Annotated in this window: 17 protein-coding genes and 2 pseudogenes; 15 read left to right on the top strand and 4 right to left on the bottom strand. The window is 30.8% G+C overall.

What is annotated here, in order from left to right:
* Positions 1-16: 16 nt before the first annotated feature.
* Positions 17-1,573: a hypothetical protein gene (locus JV528_RS12745; RefSeq protein WP_204254842.1), complete on the bottom strand. Its 1,557-nt coding sequence runs from the start codon at positions 1,571-1,573 to the stop codon at positions 17-19.
* Between the two features lie 157 nt (positions 1,574-1,730).
* Here JV528_RS12745 and JV528_RS12750 point away from each other — a divergent pair, with 157 nt between their 5' ends.
* The 10 genes and pseudogenes from JV528_RS12750 to JV528_RS12795 all read left to right on the top strand — a co-directional run bounded on the left by JV528_RS12750 (position 1,731) and on the right by JV528_RS12795 (position 8,259).
* Positions 1,731-2,087: a hypothetical protein gene (locus tag JV528_RS12750; RefSeq protein WP_071564429.1), complete on the top strand. Its 357-nt coding sequence runs from the start codon at positions 1,731-1,733 to the stop codon at positions 2,085-2,087.
* A gap of 25 nt (positions 2,088-2,112) precedes the next feature.
* A complete protein-coding gene (locus JV528_RS12755) occupies positions 2,113-2,427 on the top strand; it encodes a hypothetical protein (RefSeq protein ID WP_204177520.1) in 315 nt (104 codons plus the stop codon).
* Positions 2,428-2,437: 10 nt separating this feature from the next.
* Entirely contained in the window at positions 2,438-2,683 is a 246-nt protein-coding gene (locus tag JV528_RS12760; protein ID WP_204177521.1) for a hypothetical protein, read from the top strand.
* 49 nt (positions 2,684-2,732) lie between these two features.
* Positions 2,733-4,397, top strand: coding sequence for a cassette chromosome replicative helicase (gene cch1 / locus JV528_RS12765; protein WP_204177522.1), 1,665 nt, complete (start codon positions 2,733-2,735; stop codon positions 4,395-4,397).
* Between the two features lie 272 nt (positions 4,398-4,669).
* Positions 4,670-6,346 carry a cassette chromosome recombinase CcrC gene (gene ccrC / locus JV528_RS12770; RefSeq protein ID WP_204177523.1) on the top strand — a complete coding sequence of 559 codons (1,677 nt, stop codon included), beginning with the start codon at positions 4,670-4,672 and terminating at the stop codon, positions 6,344-6,346.
* A gap of 105 nt (positions 6,347-6,451) precedes the next feature.
* Positions 6,452-6,799, top strand: a complete 348-nt coding sequence (locus JV528_RS12775) for an SAUGI family uracil-DNA glycosylase inhibitor (RefSeq protein ID WP_069827665.1) — start codon at positions 6,452-6,454, stop codon at positions 6,797-6,799.
* 88 nt (positions 6,800-6,887) lie between these two features.
* Positions 6,888-7,202, top strand: a complete 315-nt coding sequence (locus tag JV528_RS12780; RefSeq protein ID WP_204177525.1) for a DUF960 family protein — start codon at positions 6,888-6,890, stop codon at positions 7,200-7,202.
* Between the two features lie 17 nt (positions 7,203-7,219).
* Positions 7,220-7,726, top strand: coding sequence for a DUF1643 domain-containing protein (locus JV528_RS12785; RefSeq protein ID WP_204177527.1), 507 nt, complete (start codon positions 7,220-7,222; stop codon positions 7,724-7,726).
* 19 nt (positions 7,727-7,745) lie between these two features.
* Positions 7,746-7,833 (top strand): annotated as a pseudogene (locus JV528_RS12790) (JAB domain-containing protein); the annotation flags it as partial.
* 204 nt (positions 7,834-8,037) lie between these two features.
* On the top strand, positions 8,038-8,259 hold the full coding sequence (locus JV528_RS12795) for a hypothetical protein (RefSeq protein ID WP_226956100.1): 222 nt from the start codon (positions 8,038-8,040) through the stop codon (positions 8,257-8,259).
* Positions 8,260-8,308: 49 nt separating this feature from the next.
* On the opposite strand, the gene JV528_RS12800 is transcribed toward JV528_RS12795, so the two are convergent.
* Genes JV528_RS12800 through JV528_RS12810 form a run of 3 tightly spaced genes read right to left on the bottom strand, consistent with a single transcriptional unit; the run spans position 8,309 to position 14,142 of the window.
* On the bottom strand, positions 8,309-11,431 hold the full coding sequence (locus tag JV528_RS12800; protein ID WP_204177528.1) for a type I restriction endonuclease subunit R: 3,123 nt from the start codon (positions 11,429-11,431) through the stop codon (positions 8,309-8,311).
* A complete protein-coding gene (locus tag JV528_RS12805) occupies positions 11,415-12,638 on the bottom strand; it encodes a restriction endonuclease subunit S (protein WP_204254843.1) in 1,224 nt (407 codons plus the stop codon). The genes JV528_RS12800 and JV528_RS12805 overlap by 17 nt, the downstream gene beginning before the upstream one ends.
* Positions 12,628-14,142: a class I SAM-dependent DNA methyltransferase gene (locus JV528_RS12810; protein ID WP_204254844.1), complete on the bottom strand. Its 1,515-nt coding sequence runs from the start codon at positions 14,140-14,142 to the stop codon at positions 12,628-12,630. Before JV528_RS12810 ends, JV528_RS12805 begins: the two co-directional genes overlap by 11 nt.
* A gap of 464 nt (positions 14,143-14,606) precedes the next feature.
* On the opposite strand from JV528_RS12810, the gene JV528_RS12815 reads away from it, so the two are divergent.
* The 5 genes and pseudogenes from JV528_RS12815 (at position 14,607) to cap8O (ending at position 18,862) form a co-directional block, all read left to right on the top strand.
* The gene (locus JV528_RS12815) at positions 14,607-15,725 is read left to right on the top strand and encodes a phospholipase D-like domain-containing protein (RefSeq protein WP_204177446.1); all 1,119 of its coding nucleotides are present in this window, start codon (positions 14,607-14,609) and stop codon (positions 15,723-15,725) included.
* Positions 15,726-15,929: 204 nt separating this feature from the next.
* Positions 15,930-16,091: pseudogene (locus tag JV528_RS12820) on the top strand (glycosyltransferase WbuB); the annotation flags it as partial.
* Positions 16,092-16,101: 10 nt separating this feature from the next.
* Complete coding sequence (cap8M, locus tag JV528_RS12825) at positions 16,102-16,659, top strand: type 8 capsular polysaccharide synthesis protein Cap8M (protein ID WP_000825098.1); 558 nt, start codon at positions 16,102-16,104, stop codon at positions 16,657-16,659.
* Positions 16,659-17,546, top strand: a complete 888-nt coding sequence (gene capN / locus JV528_RS12830) for a capsular polysaccharide type 5/8 biosynthesis epimerase CapN (RefSeq protein ID WP_001230689.1) — start codon at positions 16,659-16,661, stop codon at positions 17,544-17,546. Before cap8M ends, capN begins: the two co-directional genes overlap by 1 nt.
* A gap of 53 nt (positions 17,547-17,599) precedes the next feature.
* A complete protein-coding gene (cap8O, locus tag JV528_RS12835; protein WP_000779500.1) occupies positions 17,600-18,862 on the top strand; it encodes a type 8 capsular polysaccharide synthesis protein Cap8O in 1,263 nt (420 codons plus the stop codon).
* Positions 18,863-18,938 lie beyond the last annotated feature (76 nt).

Raw genomic sequence — 18,938 nt, forward strand, 5'->3', positions numbered from 1 at the left:
CACAATTATACGGACTTTATCCAACTAAAGTACAAACTAGCTTTTCATCTACTTTATTAGTTAGATTGTCTAAAAACAACTTGAAATAAGTCATTGAATTAAGTAATGCTTTTTCATCTTCATCTCTAAAATCTTTGTCTAGCTCTTTGGCTTCTAATATGTCTAAGTAGTAATTATCTGAAACAAAGTTCAATGATGCCACATCACTTTCCATTTGTTGTACAAAATGATTGTTTTCTTCTATCCAACTATTAATTAAGTGGATTACATTGTTAATTAAATCTTCATAATCTATGAAATTATTAAGATTAGATGTGCTGTTAATAATAGACGTTAGCGTATGTGTAATTTCATATATACTTTGCACTGCGTTATAATGTTTTTTTGTATTTAAAGGAGTAAAGCTTAAATTAAATATATTATCAATTAATGTCGCTACTTCTAGTTGTTTATCATGATTAATTTCGCCTTTAATTTTTGTCCATATAAAATCAGTTAAGTCATCAGCAAAAGTTATACTTTTATCTATAATAAAGTCGCTCATGTGTAAAGGTAAATTCGCAAAATATTTTGTAAGTGTATTAAAATCATAAATTTTTCTTGAAGAAAATTTTTCTACGTTTATCATCTTTATGTATGGATTTTTGTAGAAATTAGCTATAGCTGAAACAATGACGAATTCGTGGAAAGCTAATTTTTTATTATTAAATTTTTTGTAAATAGTTCCATTTGAAAGGGATTCTTTTTTGGAAGAATGTATATCATATGCTGAAAAATTTTTAACATCAGATAAATTGAAATGTATGTTATCATTCACAATCTCATAGAATTCATTGTCAATATACTTCATGATATTATTTAAGGCAAAAACAGATTCAGGATTGTATTCAAACGAATCTTTAACTGTTTCGTTATTATTTATTAAATTCATTAATTCGGGTAATTGTGGTTCTGTTATGTTTTGTATATCTCCATTAATAAATTCTTCAAGAATCTCTTGAATATCATCTTCATCTTTTTCATTGTCTTTAATCGTTTGATCTGAAAAATCAAAATATGGTGAAACAAAAGAATCACCAAAACTTTTGTTGATTTCAGTATGTCTCTGTATTCTTTCTTTTTTCTTCTCAATATCTCCCACTGAATGTTTATTCAAATAATCATATTCAAACATCATCTTAGGTAAAGTTAACGAATGTTTGTCAACAAATTTAGTTTTAAAAAAATTAAGTGTTGCTCTTTCAAAGTTATTCCATAAGTTTAATATGGTCTTCTTATCTAAATCATTTTCTAAAGCATCATAAAGTGAGTCTAAAACACGACGAATTAATAATTTATAAGCAACCTGTAAATTGCTGTTTTTGACCATAGACTTTATATCTTTATCACATATATAAATCATAATTCCGTTACAAATATATTCTTCAAAATGTTCCTCTTTTGTTAGCTGTTTTATAGAAATATATAAAGTTTTATTAACATCTAAAGTTTTTAATGACACTCTACAATAATCTAGAACATATCCTAAAAAGATATTTTTATTACTCTCAGTTTGTTTATATTTCAAATCCATTAAAATCACCTCTTAATATTATATAATGTCAATTTTTTTGCTCAAACTAATTATACTTTTCACGCTTAAAGTGGAATAGCGAGCCGATCCAAAGAAGGTATATTATTATCAACTTAAGTTTTCTGCTTGAGTAAAATTTTAAGGAGGTTTTCTAATTATGAAAACATTTGATAAGACAGAAAAATATATACAGGACGATGATGTTCATCACTTTGAAATTAAAACTATAATAGGTAACCAGTTTAAGTATACAACACAATTTACATTAACGAGTGATTGTAAAAATTTAATTTCGTTATTGATTGGTCAGGCTTTAATGTTACCACGTGAAACTGAGTTTTCAGTATATGACTTATTAGATATAGTTGGTGACGAAGTTTATGGAGATATTTATGATGATGAAATTTTTGCTGTTGATACTATTCTTGAAATGTATTTTGAGGAACATTTCATGCTATACGAACTACAACAACAAGAAGGTACGAGTAAAAAATTGAAAATTTTCAAGAGATAAATAATCAATCTAGGAGGACAAGAATATGCAAATAAAAACAGATACATTTTTAATTTCAATAGAAGGTAATAAAAGTTATGCATCAATTCACACCGACTTAAGTCAGTATGCGGTTGACGTGTTACATCAATTAATTACACAAGGAATACAGGCCCTACACGGAGAAGAGTTTTCATTTAATGACTGTTCAAATCAATTAGGATTGGATTTAATCAATGAATTTGAATATCAAATTGAATTTAAAATGGTTGATACTTTGTTTCATCTTTTCTTTTATGAATATAACGGCTGTTATCTTCAACCTGGAGCAGATGAAGATATTTTTATTCGAATGAGATGAGGTTGAAAAAATGAGTAGAGATTTGTTTATAAAGTGTAAGTTAGAAGCATTAAGTAAAAGAGCAAATGAAAACTTCACTATTAAAGAGTTATTGGTAGATATAGGTATAGAGCTACCAACAGTACAGTTAATAGAAAATGTAGAGTGTCGTTTTCGAAATTATGTGATGTTAAGTGAAACATCACAATTTGAATTAATTTACAGTGGAACACAGCGTATTTTTATAAGACTAACAGATTTTTACATTGTTGATTAAATTTAGCTAGTACTTAAAATTAAAATATCAATTTGGGGGTTAAAGTAGGATGAAATATGAAAATGACGAGTATTTAATTGATAAAAAAGGTTGTTTTAAAAAAGTGAATGGCAAAGATGAGAAGCTAGTTAAACTAGCTTCTCCAATTTTTATAGTCGCTAGATATAAAGATCCAATTCATAAAAAAGAGCAAATTATCATACAGGATCAAGACGGTGATGAGTACATTTTAGATTCAAGCATTTTAAGTTCCCGTAATTTGTTTAAATTAATAGAAATGGGTTTCTCCATTAATGAAAATCATATTAAGGAATTGAGTAATGCTTTACAAGATGCTAGAAATAGTACAGTTAAAAGCAGCTTTTATAAAGGTGTTGGTGTTATGTCTACTAACAAAGGTACAGTTATTGTGCTAAATGACCTTCATTTTAGTCCTTCAATGACCGAAGAGGATATGAGCCAAATTATTTGTGATAATAAATATGATTTAATGCCTAATGGCAACTTAAATGATTGGTTATCAATGTTTAAGGAACAAGTGAATGGCAATGTTGTTTTGGAATTAGTAGCTACCTTTGGAGTGAGTGCCTTAGTTACAAGGTACTTATTCTTTTTAAATGAAATTGAATTTACTGGCATAATTTATTCGTTGACAGGACAGTCATCAAGTGGAAAAACCACAGCGGCCATGTTAGCGGCATCAATTGCAGGAAACCCCAATAAAGGTGATAAGACTTTATTTTGTAGTTGGAACGCAACAAAAGTTGGAATTGAAAATAATGTAAGTTCCAATTTTGGTGTACCAGTAATATTTGACGAATTATCAACTTCTACTATTGGTAGTTTGACCAACTTGTTATATTCCATAAGTGAAGGACAGGGTAGAGAGCGTGCAGATAAAAATGGTAATACACGAGAAAAATTGAATTGGGGGACTTCAATAATATCAACGGGAGAGTATAGCATTTTTAATAATTCTGCGAAAAATGATGGGTTAAGAGTACGTATTATTGAAATAAATGATGCAATAACATCATCATCGTCGAATTCAGATGCTATCAAAAAAGTTGTGCGAAAGAATTATGGTCATGTTTTGCCAATAATATCCGATTACTTATTAAATAATGAAGAGCAATTAGTGGCTATGTATGAAGAACATAGAAAGTGGTTTGAAGCAGCATTAGCAAATGAAAAAAGTAAAACAGGAATTCGAATGATAAGTAGGTATGCTGTTATTTTAACTTCGGCAACAGTATTTGAATGTGCATTAGATTTAAATTTGAATAAAGAAGAAATGAAAAACTACCTTTTAAATTATCATGAAAATACAATATCAGAGCGTTCTTTAACCGAAAAAGCAATGGAAGCTATTATTCAATATATTGCAGTAAATACAGGTAAGTTTAGCCAAGATAGACCATTATCTAATATGATTGAAAACAACGGGACCATAATAGTTCAAAATGATTATGTTGAAGTAAAGATTATACGTTCTATTTTCGAACGTATATTAAAGGATAATGGATTTGAGGATGCGAAAAATGTAATCAAAGCATTGGATAATGACAATAAATTAGTTACGGATAAAGACAGAAAAACAAATCAAAGGAAGGTAAAAAATGATAATGATGAGTTGGAATCAATTGTTTTTTACCACATAAAAATTGATAAAAAATTTGCTGAAACGTTTAATTTAAATTTGAATTTTGGATAATAATTTATAATAAATTGCTTGTAAAATTAAATAAAGAAAGGCGAAGAATAATTTGAATAACCAACAAATTGAAGCATTTGTAGAGGTTCTAGTACCTATTGTAGAAGATCGAATCAATATAAGAAAATAAAGCAGTAATGCACTACGGATTTCGGTCTGTAGTGCACATATTTTAAAGTAGTGAAAGTGATAAAAAGAAACGTGCTTATAAATATATATTATCAATTTGATGTTATTAAGACCGACGGTCTATTAAAAAGGAGAGTAATGATATGAATAAGAAAATTGCACTATACTCAAGAGTGAGTACATCTGAACAATCTGAGCGTGGTTATTCAATACATGAACAGGAGCAAGTATTAATTAAAGAAGTAGGTAAAAATTTCCCGGGCTATGATTATGAAACTTATATTGATTCAGGTATTTCAGGTAAAAACATTGAAGAACGTCCGGCCATGAAACGTCTATTATGCGATGTTAAAAATAACAAAATTGAAATGGTTCTAAGTTGGAAATTGAATCGTATTTCTCGCTCAATGAGAGATGTGTTTAATATCATTCATGATTTCAAAGAACATGGCGTGGGATATAAATCGATTTCAGAAAACATTGATACATCAAATGCTTCGGGTGAAGTACTTGTTACTATGTTTGGCCTTATAGGATCTATAGAGCGCACAACTCTTATCAGTAATGTGAAAATGTCAATGAATGCTAAAGCGCGCAGTGGAGAAGCTATTACAGGTAGAGTGTTGGGCTATAAGTTATCACTTAACCCACTTACACAGAAAAATGATTTAGTCATAGAAGAAAATGAGGCTAACATTATTCGAGAAATATTCGATTTGTATTTAAATCATAATAAAGGACTTAAGGCGATTACAACGATACTGAATCTAAAAGGATATCGTACCATCAATAAAAAACCATTTTCAATATTTGCCGTCAAATATATTCTTAATAACCCAGTTTATAAAGGGTTTGTAAGATTTAATAATCATCAAAATTGGGCAGTTGAACGTCGAAGTGGTAAAAATGACGAAAAAGATTTGATTTTAGTGAAGGGAAAACATGAAGCAATCATAAGTGAAGAAATATTTGACCAGGTTCATGAGAAATTAGTAGCTAAAAGTTTCAAACCAGGACGTCCAATCGGTGGAGACTTCTACTTCAGAGGGCTTATCAAGTGTCCAGAATGCGGTAATAATATGGTATGTCGACGTACCTACTACAAAACAAAAAAATCAAAAGAACGGACAATGAAACGCTATTACATTTGTTCATTGTTCAATCGTTCCGGCAGTTTAGCATGCCACAGCAACGCTATTAATGCCGAGGTTGTAGAAAAAATCATTAACGTTCATCTTAATCGTATTCTTTCCCAACCAAATGTTATTAAGCAGATAGCGACAAATGTTATAGCTGAATTGAAACGAAAGCATAAAAATCAAGATAATATCATGATTAATATAGATAGTTTAGAAAAACAAAAATCTAAAATCAAAACACAACAAGAGCGATTATTAGAATTGTTCTTGGATGATCAAATGGATAGTGAAATGTTGAAAGAAAAACAGCATCAATTGAATAATCAACTTCAAACACTTGAAGAACAAATAAAAAAGGTTCAACAATGCAATCAAGTAGAAACAAAAATTCCAGATTTCGATAAATTGAAGAGTCGCTTAACCATGATGATTAGCCGGTTTAGTATTTATTTAAAAGAAGCAACACCAGAAGCAAAAAATCAACTTATGAAGATGCTGATTGACTCTATTGAAATTACTACAGATAAAAAAGTGAAGCTCGTACGGTATAAAATTGACGAAAGTCTTATCCCTCAATCTTTGAAAAAAGATTGGGGGTCTTTTTTTATGCCAAAAATTCATTTTGTAATTTATGGTACAGAAAAATATTCTATCGACAAAATTACCACTTTTGCCACTTAATAAACAGTGATAAAAGTGAGCGTAATGAAACAAAAAATAGATATATATTATTAATAAGATGTAGCCCATGTATACATCAAACAAATACACTAGGAGGTCATGACAATGACACTGGAACAACAACTCAAGCATTATATAACAAACTTATTCAATCTACCCAAAGACGATGTATGGGACTGTGAAACAGTCGATGAAATGGCTAATGATATTCTTCCTGAACAATACGTAAGACTTGGTCCATTAACCAACAAAACACTTCATACGTATACCTATTATTCCGAAATACTTCACCAAAGAAACATCTATCCTTTCATTCTCTATTTTCAAAAACAACTCGTAGCTATTGGCTATATCGATGAAAATCATGATATGGACTTCTTATTCCTTCATAACACAGTGATCACACTTTTGGACCAAAGACACTTACTACAAAAAGGAGAATCAGAAATATGAATAAATGGATACGTGTTGCACAAATCAGTGTTACTGTCATTACTGAAGTAATTACAATGATGAAAGATGTGGAAAAGGAGAAATCATAATGGAACTCTATATTACACGAGGTATTGCTACTAACTTACCAGTAACACTACAACAACAAATATGGAAATTAGTAGCTCAACGCGAACAAGAAGAATCAGAAGAAAATGAACAGGATATCGATTATTTTCATATATTTCAGTTCAACACTTACAAAAATCAATTATATATCAAACACAAACAAGAACGTCCAGAGTACGTCAAAATTCATAAAGGAAATTATTCAAAAGCGGTCAATATCAGTAAGGTCTATATTATCAGAGAAGATGACGTAGACCTTTCTTATTATGTCATGTTATTACCGAAAGAATATTAAAAAAGGAGCCATCAATTATGCAAAATATCCAAAGTATATTAGAAACTGAAGCGATTATTAGTGATGATAAACAACATCGTTACTTACTTAAGAAGACATGGGATAAAGAAAAGAAGGTATTAACTATCATCACAATGTATCCTCATTATGATGGTGTGCTCAATATAGACTTAACGACACAACTGATTATGAACAAAATCTCTGAAATGGATGGATTTGGTTCAATCCATTTTGTGAATCTATACTCTAATATTACAACACCTATCAATTTAAAACATTTAGAAAATAGCCATGATAAGCATACAGATATTCAAATTATGAAAGCAGTGAAAGAATCTGACGAAGTGATATTAGCTTGGGGCTCCTATGCTAAGAAGCCAGTTGTTGAAGCACGTGTCAATGAAGTATTAGAGATGTTGAAACCACATAAAAAGAAAGTGAAACAACTCATCAACCCAGAAACGAATGAAATTATGCATCCACTCAACCCTAAGGCACGTCAAAAATGGATTTTGAAATCATAGCAAATACATGGAGGTCAATATGGAAACAAAACAAATCAACATCGTTTCACTGCAAATGATTAAAATAGATACTTTGAGTTATCTTAAAAGACGAATTACGAGTCCCCACCAAATTGTAAAGTATTCAAATAGAGTTTTTTTAATAAGCATAGATGATACATTTATTTTACTTTAATTATAATTAGCTGAAAAATTATATACAAGAAAGGTTCAGTCACTAACTCATTTATAGTGTATGATGATGGAAAATTAATTAAGAATAAAAAAACGTTGACCAATATTGACCTTTAGTTTAGAATAAGCTTAATTATATGGCGAAGGGTGATAAAATGATTGTTGGTAATTACCATTACAATGAGGTTTATGATGAATATACTAGTTTGAAAGTTTGGAGGTACATGGAAAGTGAGGATGTTGATTTAGAAACAGCATTAAATCATCTAGGACTAGATTATATAGATGCATTACCAGATGAAGAAGATATTCCTGAACTTGAGAAGGAAAAACAAAAATTAATTGAACGAGGATACTAATAAATGCGGTTAGAGAAATGTTTCTCTAACCGCATTATGATTTATTTTTTTATTGCTGACTTGCCATTAATTCTGCTTGCTCGACAACTTGTTCCACAGCCATTTTTTGAAGATCTGGTGGATAGCCATATTTCTTTAATAGGCGTCTAACTTGAACTCTCATTTTAGCTTTAGCACTGTCTCGTTTAGACCAATCAACACTCATATTATCCTTAACTGTTTTAGTTAACTCATGTGCAATGGCTCTTAACTCTTTATCGCCCAAAGCTTCTTTAGCTGTTTCATGTGAAGCTAATGCATCATAAAAAGCAATTTCTTCTGTACTTAAACCTAAATCTTTTCCTCGTTGTTGCTCTTGATTAATTTCTTTTGCCATTTGTATTAATTCTTCAATAACTTTAGAAGCTTCTATAGACCGATTGTTGTATTTTTGAATAGATTTACCTAGCATCTCAGAAAATTGTTTAGATACGGTTGCGTTCGTTTTCATTAAAGACTTAACTTGGCCTTTAAGTAATTTATTCAATAATTCAACTGCTACATTTTTCTGTTGTAATCCTTCTACATCTTTTAAGAAATCGTCAGATAAAATAGAGATATCTGGGTTTTCTAAACCGAGTGTTTGATATATATCCACTACTTCTTCAGTTACAACGGATTTTGATATCAACTGATTAATTTCAGCTTCAACTTCAGCGGGAGACTTATTAGTGCCATCGTCTTCAGTTGGGGGCGCTAATAGTTTAACGATGCCTGCTTTAACAGCTTTTAAGAACGCAATTTCACTATTTAATTCTTGAGCTGCTTCTTCTGTTGCACATAAAGCGAATGCTTTACCAAGTTCAGTTACTGTATTCACAAATCTTTGTCTTTCTTCTTCGCCTAAGCCAATTACATAATCCATCGTACTTGAGATGACATTATATCGATCAGATTTTTTATCTGATTCGAAGTCAGAATAATCATAATTATATAACATATCTTGGATGATATCGTATTTCATTAACATAATTTCTAAAGCTTTATCTGTATCAACACCGGTTTGTTCTTTATCAGAATCTGTATACTCTTTTAAAGCTTCTTTAAGACTTTCAGCGATGCCTACATAGTCCACAATTAAGCCGCCAGGTTTGTCTTTAAATACTCTATTCACACGTGCAATTGCTTGCATTAGATTATGACCATGCATTGGTTTATCAATATACATCGTATGCATAGAAGGCACGTCAAAACCTGTTAACCACATATCTCTCACGATAACGAGTTGTAATTCATCTTCAACATCTTTCATACGGTTTTCCAGTAAGTTTCTTCTTTTTTTAGGGCCAATGTGTCTCTGAAAGTTTTTAGGATCGCTTGATGAACCTGTCATTACAACTTTGATAACACCTTGGTTATCATCATCTGAATGCCATTCGGGTTTTAGTCTTACAATTTCATCATATAAATCAACCGCTATACGGCGACTCATTGTGACAATCATTCCTTTACCTTTCATCGCCTTTTGTCTTGTTTCAAAGTGATTGATAATATCAGTTGCTAGAGAATGAACACGTTGTTCTGAGCCTGATAATGCTTCTATTCGAGACCATTTAGACTTTAATCGTGTTTTGACATCGTCTTCTTGTCCGGAAGTAATATCATCATAAGCTGCATCAATATCTAAATCTGTAGGTAAATTTAATGGTATGATTCGACTTTCATAATATATTTTAACCGTACTACCGTCTTCAACAGCTTGCGTCATATCATACACATCAATATAATTACCGAATACCATCTGTGTATTTTTGTCTGTTGAAGATACAGGCGTTCCAGTGAATCCAACAAATGAAGCGTTAGGTAAAGCATCTCTTAAATATTTGGCATAACCATATTTAATACCTTCACCTTTTTCGTCGTAAGATGCGCTAAAACCGTATTGTGTACGGTGTGCTTCATCGGCCATTACAATAACATTTCTACGTTCTGTTAAGGCATCCATAGTAACTTTGCCTTCTTCTGGTTCGAATTTCTGCATTGTTGTAAATACAATACCTCCAGATTCAACTGACAATAGTTCTTTCAACTCTTTACGAGAATCTGCTTGTTTAGGTGTCTGTCTTAATAATCCTTTACCAGAACGACCCTTAGATTTTACAAATGTACTATATAATTGATTGTCTAGGTCATTACGGTCTGTTACAACAACTAAAGTAGGGTTATTTAACTTTTGAATTAATTTTCCCGAAAAGAAAACCATCGTCAAACTTTTACCTGAGCCCTGAGTATGCCAAATAACGCCACCTTTACCGTCTCCCTGGTCAGAAGTGGCTTCTATTGCGCGATCAACGGCTTTATTAACCGCATAATATTGATGATAAGCAGCTAAAATTTTAACAATATGTCCTTTACCATCATCTTGAAATAGTATAAAATGGCGAATTAAATCTAGTAAAACTCCTTTATTTAACATACCGTGGATTAATACATCTAAACTCGCCATCGAAGATGAAGCCTCGGTCTTACCATCTTTTGTACGCCATGTCATGAAACGATCATAATCTGCAGTCATAGAACCTGCTTTGGTATTAATCCCATCGCTTGTTACCAATATAGCGTTGTGATTAAATAATTGAGGAATTCTCATTTTATAAGTTTCTAATTGATGATAGCCATCTTCTATACCCACAGATTCATTAGTCGAACTCTTAAGCTCAATCACAACAACAGGTAAACCATTAATGAATAATACAACATCTGGTCGTTTATTATAATCACCATGTACTACGGTCAATTGATTCACAGCTAGGAAGTCGTTATTCTCTGGATTATTAAAATCAAATACATGAACTAAATCATTGATTGTTTCCCCATCGTCATTATAATGTTCAACTTCAATACCATTTGTTATCATTTCGTGAAAAGTACGATTATTCTCTAATAAATTAGGTGATTTTTCTATGGAGATTTCATGTATTGCTTGTTGAATAGCATTATTGTGTAAATCTGGATTAATACGTCTCAAAGCGTTTTCTAAACGATTATCGAGCACAACATCCTTATCGTTTTCTCGTTCAGGCGTAATAGCTGTTTCACTAATTTCTCGGCCATTCTTAATTGTATAACCCAGTTCTCCAAACCATTCAAGCGCAACCTGTTCTAAATCATCTTCACTAAATTGAAAGCTCATCTTCATTCACCTCGATGTCATCAGGTATCTCAATTTCACCTGACATTAATTTTGGTAGTAACGTGTCACGAAGTTGTGTAAGTTTTTCAATCTCTACATTCAAATCACTAATTTTTTTTCCAAAATTTTCTAAGTATTTATTTATACTTTCATATAAATATGAATCTAGTTTGGGTAATAATAAATTAAAATTTTCAAAAGTTTTTTTTGTATAAAATTCTCTGGCTGAACCAGAGGTCTGGTTATATACTAATGAATTCACATATAATATTAATTGATAAATTAATGTGTTACTGATGTTGGATTTAATAGATCTAAATCGCCACATATTTTGATTTTGTAGCGATGGGAGGTTATTTTCTGTTACTAAACCTAAATTCCCAATAGATCCGCCCACAGTAACTAATAAAGTATCGAATAATTCTAAATTATACTTTTGATACTTATCCATATATAAATATTGATAAGGTACAAATTTAATATCGTTCATTGTAACTAATAAATTACTTTTAGAAATATTTAATGTACGTAAAACAGGTAATTGAATCTGTTCAATATATTCTGTAGACTTAAAAGCATAACCTGTACGTATATTAGCTATAGAACCTAATTTTACTAGATTCCAATTTATTGGTATTTCACCTAACTCACTGTCAACCATTTCTCCACCACTTGATTTATATGGATTACCATTTTCATCAGGGAATTCAAAATCAACAAACCAACGTTTGAATAGTGTTTGTGAGAGTTCTTCAAGGTTTGCTATTATTTTTTGATTTAATTCAATCTTCCAATCAATATTACTTAATACTTTTACTACATTTTTTTGTGTTTTAATATTCGGTATATCTATACTTATTTTGTATAACGTTTCAGTTCTTAAACTAGGTATTGTAGTTCCTTCATTATAATAATTAAAATCTATTTGACTTAATTTATAATATAAGTATTTAGGTAATACAAGATTTTCTTTAACCACCGTATAAAATAATGTATCTATTGTCCAAAATGGTTTTTCTATATATTTTACTTTGCCAATGCTTCCTTTTCGTCCGATTAAAACACTAGGTTTATCATATAAAAAATCATCAGCAAAATCCATAACTCCACCTGTGCCTAAAATTGGATATACACCATTAGAGTTTTTCACATTCTTTTGATTTTTACCATACTTAATTTCTACTAAATCTTTTAATTTATACTCCATAACCTAATCCCTCCAATGATTTTCGGATTTGGTCTTCGAGCTCTTTTGATTTCGCAAATTGTTCGCTTAAATCTGCTGTGATTCTTTCCATTTTCTGTTCAAATGGTTCTGAATCTTCTTCTACTTCTGCTAAGCCTACATAACGTCCTGGCGTTAAGATATATTCGTTATCTTTTATTTCTTCTGTCTTTGCTACTTTACAGAAGCCTGCTTTGTCTTCATATTGATTATCGTTTGTACCACGCCATGAGTGATATACATTTGCTATATCTTTTATTTCATCATCTGAGAATTCTTTTAATGTTCTTGATACCATACTTCCGATATTTCTAGCATCTATAAATAGTACTTCTCCACGTCGTTCATTCTTACCGTTTTTAGCTTTATTTTTTGTCACGAACCACAAACATACTGGAATTTGAGTTGAATAGAATAGTTGCCCTGGTAATGTAACTATACATTCAACTAAGTCTTGTTCAATTAAGTTTTTACGTATTTCTAATTCATCTTTACCACTTGTTGACATTGAACCATTCGCTAATACAAATCCTGCTGTACCACTTGGGGCAAGTTTAGAAATCATATGTTCAATCCATGCATAGTTTGCATTTCCTTTTGGAGGAATACCAAATTTCCAGCGGTAATCATCTAATAATTTTTCTTGTCCCCAATCACTTGCATTGAATGGAGGATTGGCCAATATAAAATCAGCTTTCAAATCTTTATGTAAATCATTATGAAATGTGTCTGCATGATGATCACCTAAATCATTATCTATACCTCGAATAGCCAAATTCATTTTTGCTAATTTCCAAGTTGTCGGATTAGATTCTTGACCATAAACAGCAATATCATCTATACGACCTTGATGTCGTTCGATAAAATGTTCACTTTGTACAAACATTCCGCCTGACCCACAACAAGGGTCATAAATTCTACCTTGATATGGTTCAATCATTTCAACAAGTAATTTAACGATTGAAGCTGGTGTATAGAATTCCCCAGCATTTTTACCCTCAGCGCTCGCAAATTTTGCAATAAAGTATTCATAAACACGACCTAAAACATCTTGTTTCTTACTTTCAGAGTCTCCGACTTTGAATGTAAATAGGTCAATAATATCGCCTAATTTTTCTTTATCTAATGCAGGTCTTGCGTAATCTTTAGGTAACACGCCTTTTAATGATTCATTTTCTTTTTCAATTACTATCATTGCTTTATCAATAATTTGACCAATTTCTGGTTTTTTAGAATTACCGTTAATATATTGCCAACGTGCTTCTTTAGGAACCCAGAAAATATTTTCTGCTAAATATTCATCTTTATCTTCTTGGTCTGCATATTCATCATTTTTCAATTCTTCATACTTTTCTTCAAAAGAATCAGAAACATATTTCAAAAATATAATACCTAACGCTACATTCTTATATTCTGCTGCATCCATACTTCCACGTAATTTATCTGCAGCTTGCCATAACTTTTCTTCGAATTCAATTGTCGCCATCTACAAAACCTCCTAAATAACTTCACATATTATTTATATTTTACCATTTTCATAGAGTTTTTGTTTAAAATGAAATAAAGACTAAATCAACGATTAAGTGTAAAATGTTATTGTGCTTTGATGGAATTAAGCAAAATACATTGATAGATAAAGCAAAGGAGGAGGTAAATGGCTAATGTATATGGGGGTATTCCTTGCAATATAATTTTATAGAAGCATTTAATAAGTTAAAAGGTGTTGAATGTATGTAAGATAATAATTTAAATATTGTGTAAAAAAGATCTATTCATTTACGAAATTTAAGTCAATAAAAGCAATTAAATAAAAATACGTGATTAATCAAGTAAATCAGAAACAAATTTAGAGGCTCCCAATTTGCAATTTGTAGAGATAACTACCTAAACTGAGGTTTTATATAATTAGAGAGAAATATTAAATATTTAACTTAATGGAGGTATAATATTTTGCGAAAAGAACATGTTATTGAGAACGGAAAATTTATATTTAGTGAAAATGAAAATAGTTTCAAAGAAGTATTGGACAGTTTTAAAATTGCTAATGAAATTATAATTACTACACACAACGTATCAAAAAGTGATGACTCTTTAATACAATCTCTGAAGGATTTGAATCAAAATCAACATGTTAAGTTATTTACAAATATTCCTGGAAGGTTCGACTCTTATTTTAAAAGTAATAATAAAAGTCAAGCAAAAAAGATGATTAATAATTATATCGAAAAATTAGATCCAAAATCTTTTAACTGTAACCTTGAGGTGTATTTCTCTTTCTCTAATCATTCGAAAATTATTGCTACCGATTCTGTAGCATATATTGGTTCAGCAAATTTTTCTAGTGAATCAAAGAATAATTTTGAAGCAGGAGTTCTTTTTAAGGATGAGCATTTTATGAACTATTTAAATAAAGAAGTACTACCTGGACTAATTGAAAAGTCTTTCGAATATTATTTGAAAGAGGAAGTAAAGAATGTAAGCTTAGTCTATTACTATTTAGAAACTATTAAGAAGGCATCGGAGGAGTTATCTGAGTCTTTTTACATGCCAATCGAAGTAGCTGGGCGAACTATAGGTAAATCGTTTAGATTAAAATTTTTAGATGGTTCATTGGTTAATATGAACACTTTCGAATATTATTTAAGTGAAATAGAAAATCTTTTGAATTGTTTTTTGGAAGATATGGTAATGTGTGAAGACTATGAAGATTCTTATATAGAAGCAGAATCAATATTGAGTTCACTTAATATAATTGATATCTTAAAATTACTTGATGAAAATTCTGATTTACATAAATTCATAAATGATAGTGAAGAAAAATTTATAGAAGATGCAATACAAAGTGAGATGGAAAATTATGGAGAAATTAACCCAGATAGTTTAAATGACCATGCGTACGAAATGTTGAGTGGATTTCTTAAAAATAAAGAAGAAGAGATAGAAAAAGTAATGTTGATGTTTGAACATCAAATTAGTAAGCTTTATCAAGATATTAATAAATTTTTAGATTTGTTACCCATTAATATGAAAACAAAAAGAACATTGAATCCACATATAGACAATACTTAAAAATGATATAAAAAAATTATAAAAATTTGTTGAGAAAAAAGAGATGATTTTTACTAATATAGGTAATGATAAATAAAAAATATGGTGATAACAAAATGAAATAGCTACATTTAATTAGAAGTATAGTAATTTTATCGTTTATACAATTTTAATAATATGAATTCATTTACTTAATGAGATTTATTTAGCTAAATCACTAACAAGGGTATCCAAATTGATAATGGCGATGCACATGCCATTTATAACTTCATCAACACTCACTCGAGTAAGGAATTGCACGAGATGGGTGAGCGCGCACATCAACTGTTTAAAGATAAATATACGAGAGAAATTAATACTATGAAGTATTACAATCTGTTGAAGTGAGGAGATAATTATGAAGCGATTATTCGATGTAGTGAGTTCAATATATGGTTTAGTAGTTTTAAGTCCGATTCTGTTAATTACAGCATTACTAATTAAAATGGAATCACCTGGACCAGCCATTTTCAAACAAAAAAGACCGACGATTAATAATGAATTGTTTAATATTTATAAGTTTAGATCAATGAAAATAGACACACCTAATGTTGCAACTGATTTAATGGATTCAACATCGTATATAACAAAGACAGGGAAGGTCATTCGCAAGACCTCTATTGATGAATTGCCACAATTATTGAATGTTTTAAAAGGAGAAATGTCAATTGTAGGTCCTAGACCAGCGCTTTATAATCAATACGAATTAATCGAAAAACGTACAAAAGCGAACGTGCATACGATTAGACCAGGTGTGACAGGGCTAGCTCAAGTGATGGGGAGAGATGATATTACTGATGATCAAAAAGTAGCGTATGATCATTATTACTTAACACATCAATCTATGATGCTTGATATGTATATCATATATAAAACAATTAAAAATATCGTTACTTCAGAAGGTGTGCATCACTAATGAGAAAAAATATTTTAATTACAGGCGTACATGGATATATCGGAAATGCTTTAAAAGATAAGCTTATTGAACAAGGACATCAAGTGGATCAAATTAATGTTAGGAATCAATTATGGAAGTCGACCTCGTTCAAAGGTTATGATGTTTTAATTCATACAGCAGCTTTGGTTCACAACAATTCACCTCAAGCAAGGCTATCTGATTATATGCAAGTGAATATGTTGCTTACGAAACAATTGGCACAAAAGGCTAAAGCTGAAGACGTTAAACAATTTATTTTTATGAGTACTATGGCAGTTTATGGAAAAGAAGGTCAGGTTGGTAAATCAGATCAAATTGATACACAAACACCAATGAACCCTACGACCAATTATGGTATTTCCAAAAAGTTCGCTGAACAAGCATTACAAGAGTTGATTAGTGATTCGTTTAAAGTAGCAATTGTGAGACCACCAATGATTTATGGTGCACATTGCCCAGGAAATTTCCAACGGTTAATGCAATTGTCAAAGCGATTGCCAATCATTCCAAATATTAACAATCAGCGGAGTGCATTATATATTAAACATCTGACAGCATTTATTGATCAATTAATATCATTAGAAGTGACAGGAGTGTACCATCCTCAAGATAGTTTTTACTTTGATACATCGTCAGTAATGTATGAAATACGTCGCCAATCACATCTTAAAACGGTATTGATCAACATGCCTTCAATGCTAAATAAGTATTTTAATAAGTTGTCGGTCTTTAGAAAATTATTCGGCAATTTAACATACAGCAATACATTATATGAAAATAATAATGCGCTTGAAGTTATTCCTGGAAAAATGTCACTTGTTATTGCGGACATCATGGATGAAACGACAACCAAAGATAAGGCATAAGTCATCTATTAAATAAAATCAACATACAAATCGTTTTATTTGGAGGTTATAGTATGAAGTTAACAGTAGTTGGCTTAGGTTATATTGGTTTACCAACATCAATTATGTTTGCAAAGCATGGCGTCGATGTGCTTGGTGTTGATATTAATCAGCAAACGATTGATAAGTTACAAAGTGGTCAAATTAGTATTGAAGAACCTGGATTACAAGAGGTTTATGAAGAGGTACTGTCATCGGGAAAATTGAAGGTATCTACAACGCCAGAAGCATCTGATGTTTTTATCATTGCCGTTCCGACGCCGAATAACGATGATCAGTACCGGTCATGTGACATTTCGCTAGTTATGCGTGCATTAGATAGTATTTTACTATTTTTAGAAAAAGGAAATACTATTATTGTAGAGTCGACAATTGCGCCTAAAACGATGGATGATTTTGTAAAACCAGTCATTGAAAATTTAGGGTTTACAATAGGTGAAGATATTTATTTAGTACATTGTCCAGAACGTGTACTGCCAGGAAAAATTTTAGAAGAATTAGTTCATAACAATCGCATCATTGGCGGTGTGACTAAAGCTTGTATTGAAGCGGGTAAACGTGTCTATCGCACATTCGTTCAGGGAGAAATGATTGAAACAGATGCACGTACTGCTGAAATGAGTAAGCTAATGGAAAACACATATAGAGACGTGAATATTGCTTTAGCTAATGAATTAACAAAAATTTGCAACAACTTAAATATTAATGTATTAGATGTGATTGAAATGGCAAACAAACATCCGCGTGTTAATATCCATCAACCTGGTCCAGGTGTAGGCGGTCATTGTTTAGCTGTTGATCCGTACTTTATTATTGCTAAAGACCCTGAAAATGCAAAGTTAATTCAAACTGGACGTGAAATTAATAATTCAATGCCGGCCTATGTTGTTGATACAACGAAGCAAATCATCAAAGCGTTGAGCGGGAATAAAGTCACAGTATTTGGTTTAACTTATAAAGGTGATGTTGATGATATAAGAGAATCACCAGCATTTGATATTTATGAGCTATTAAATCAAGAACCAGACATAGAAGTATGTGCTTATGATCCACATGTTGAATTAGATTTTGTGGAACATGATATGTCACATGCTGTCAAAGACGCATCGCTAGTATTGATTTTAAGTGACCACTCAGAATTTAAAAATTTATCGGACAGTCATTTTGATAAAATGAAGCATAAAGTGATTTTTGATACAAAAAACGTTGTGAAATCATCATTTGAAGATGTATCGTATTATAATTATGGCAATATATTTAATTTTATCGACAAATAAAATGTGTCAAACTAGGACATACATGATTAAGGAAAGATAAGCTGTCATGTGTTTGAACTTCAGAGAGGATAATGTT

The organism is Staphylococcus sp. GDB20D11A, assembly GCF_016893255.1.
Taxonomy (GTDB): Bacteria; Bacillota; Bacilli; order Staphylococcales; family Staphylococcaceae; genus Staphylococcus; species Staphylococcus aureus.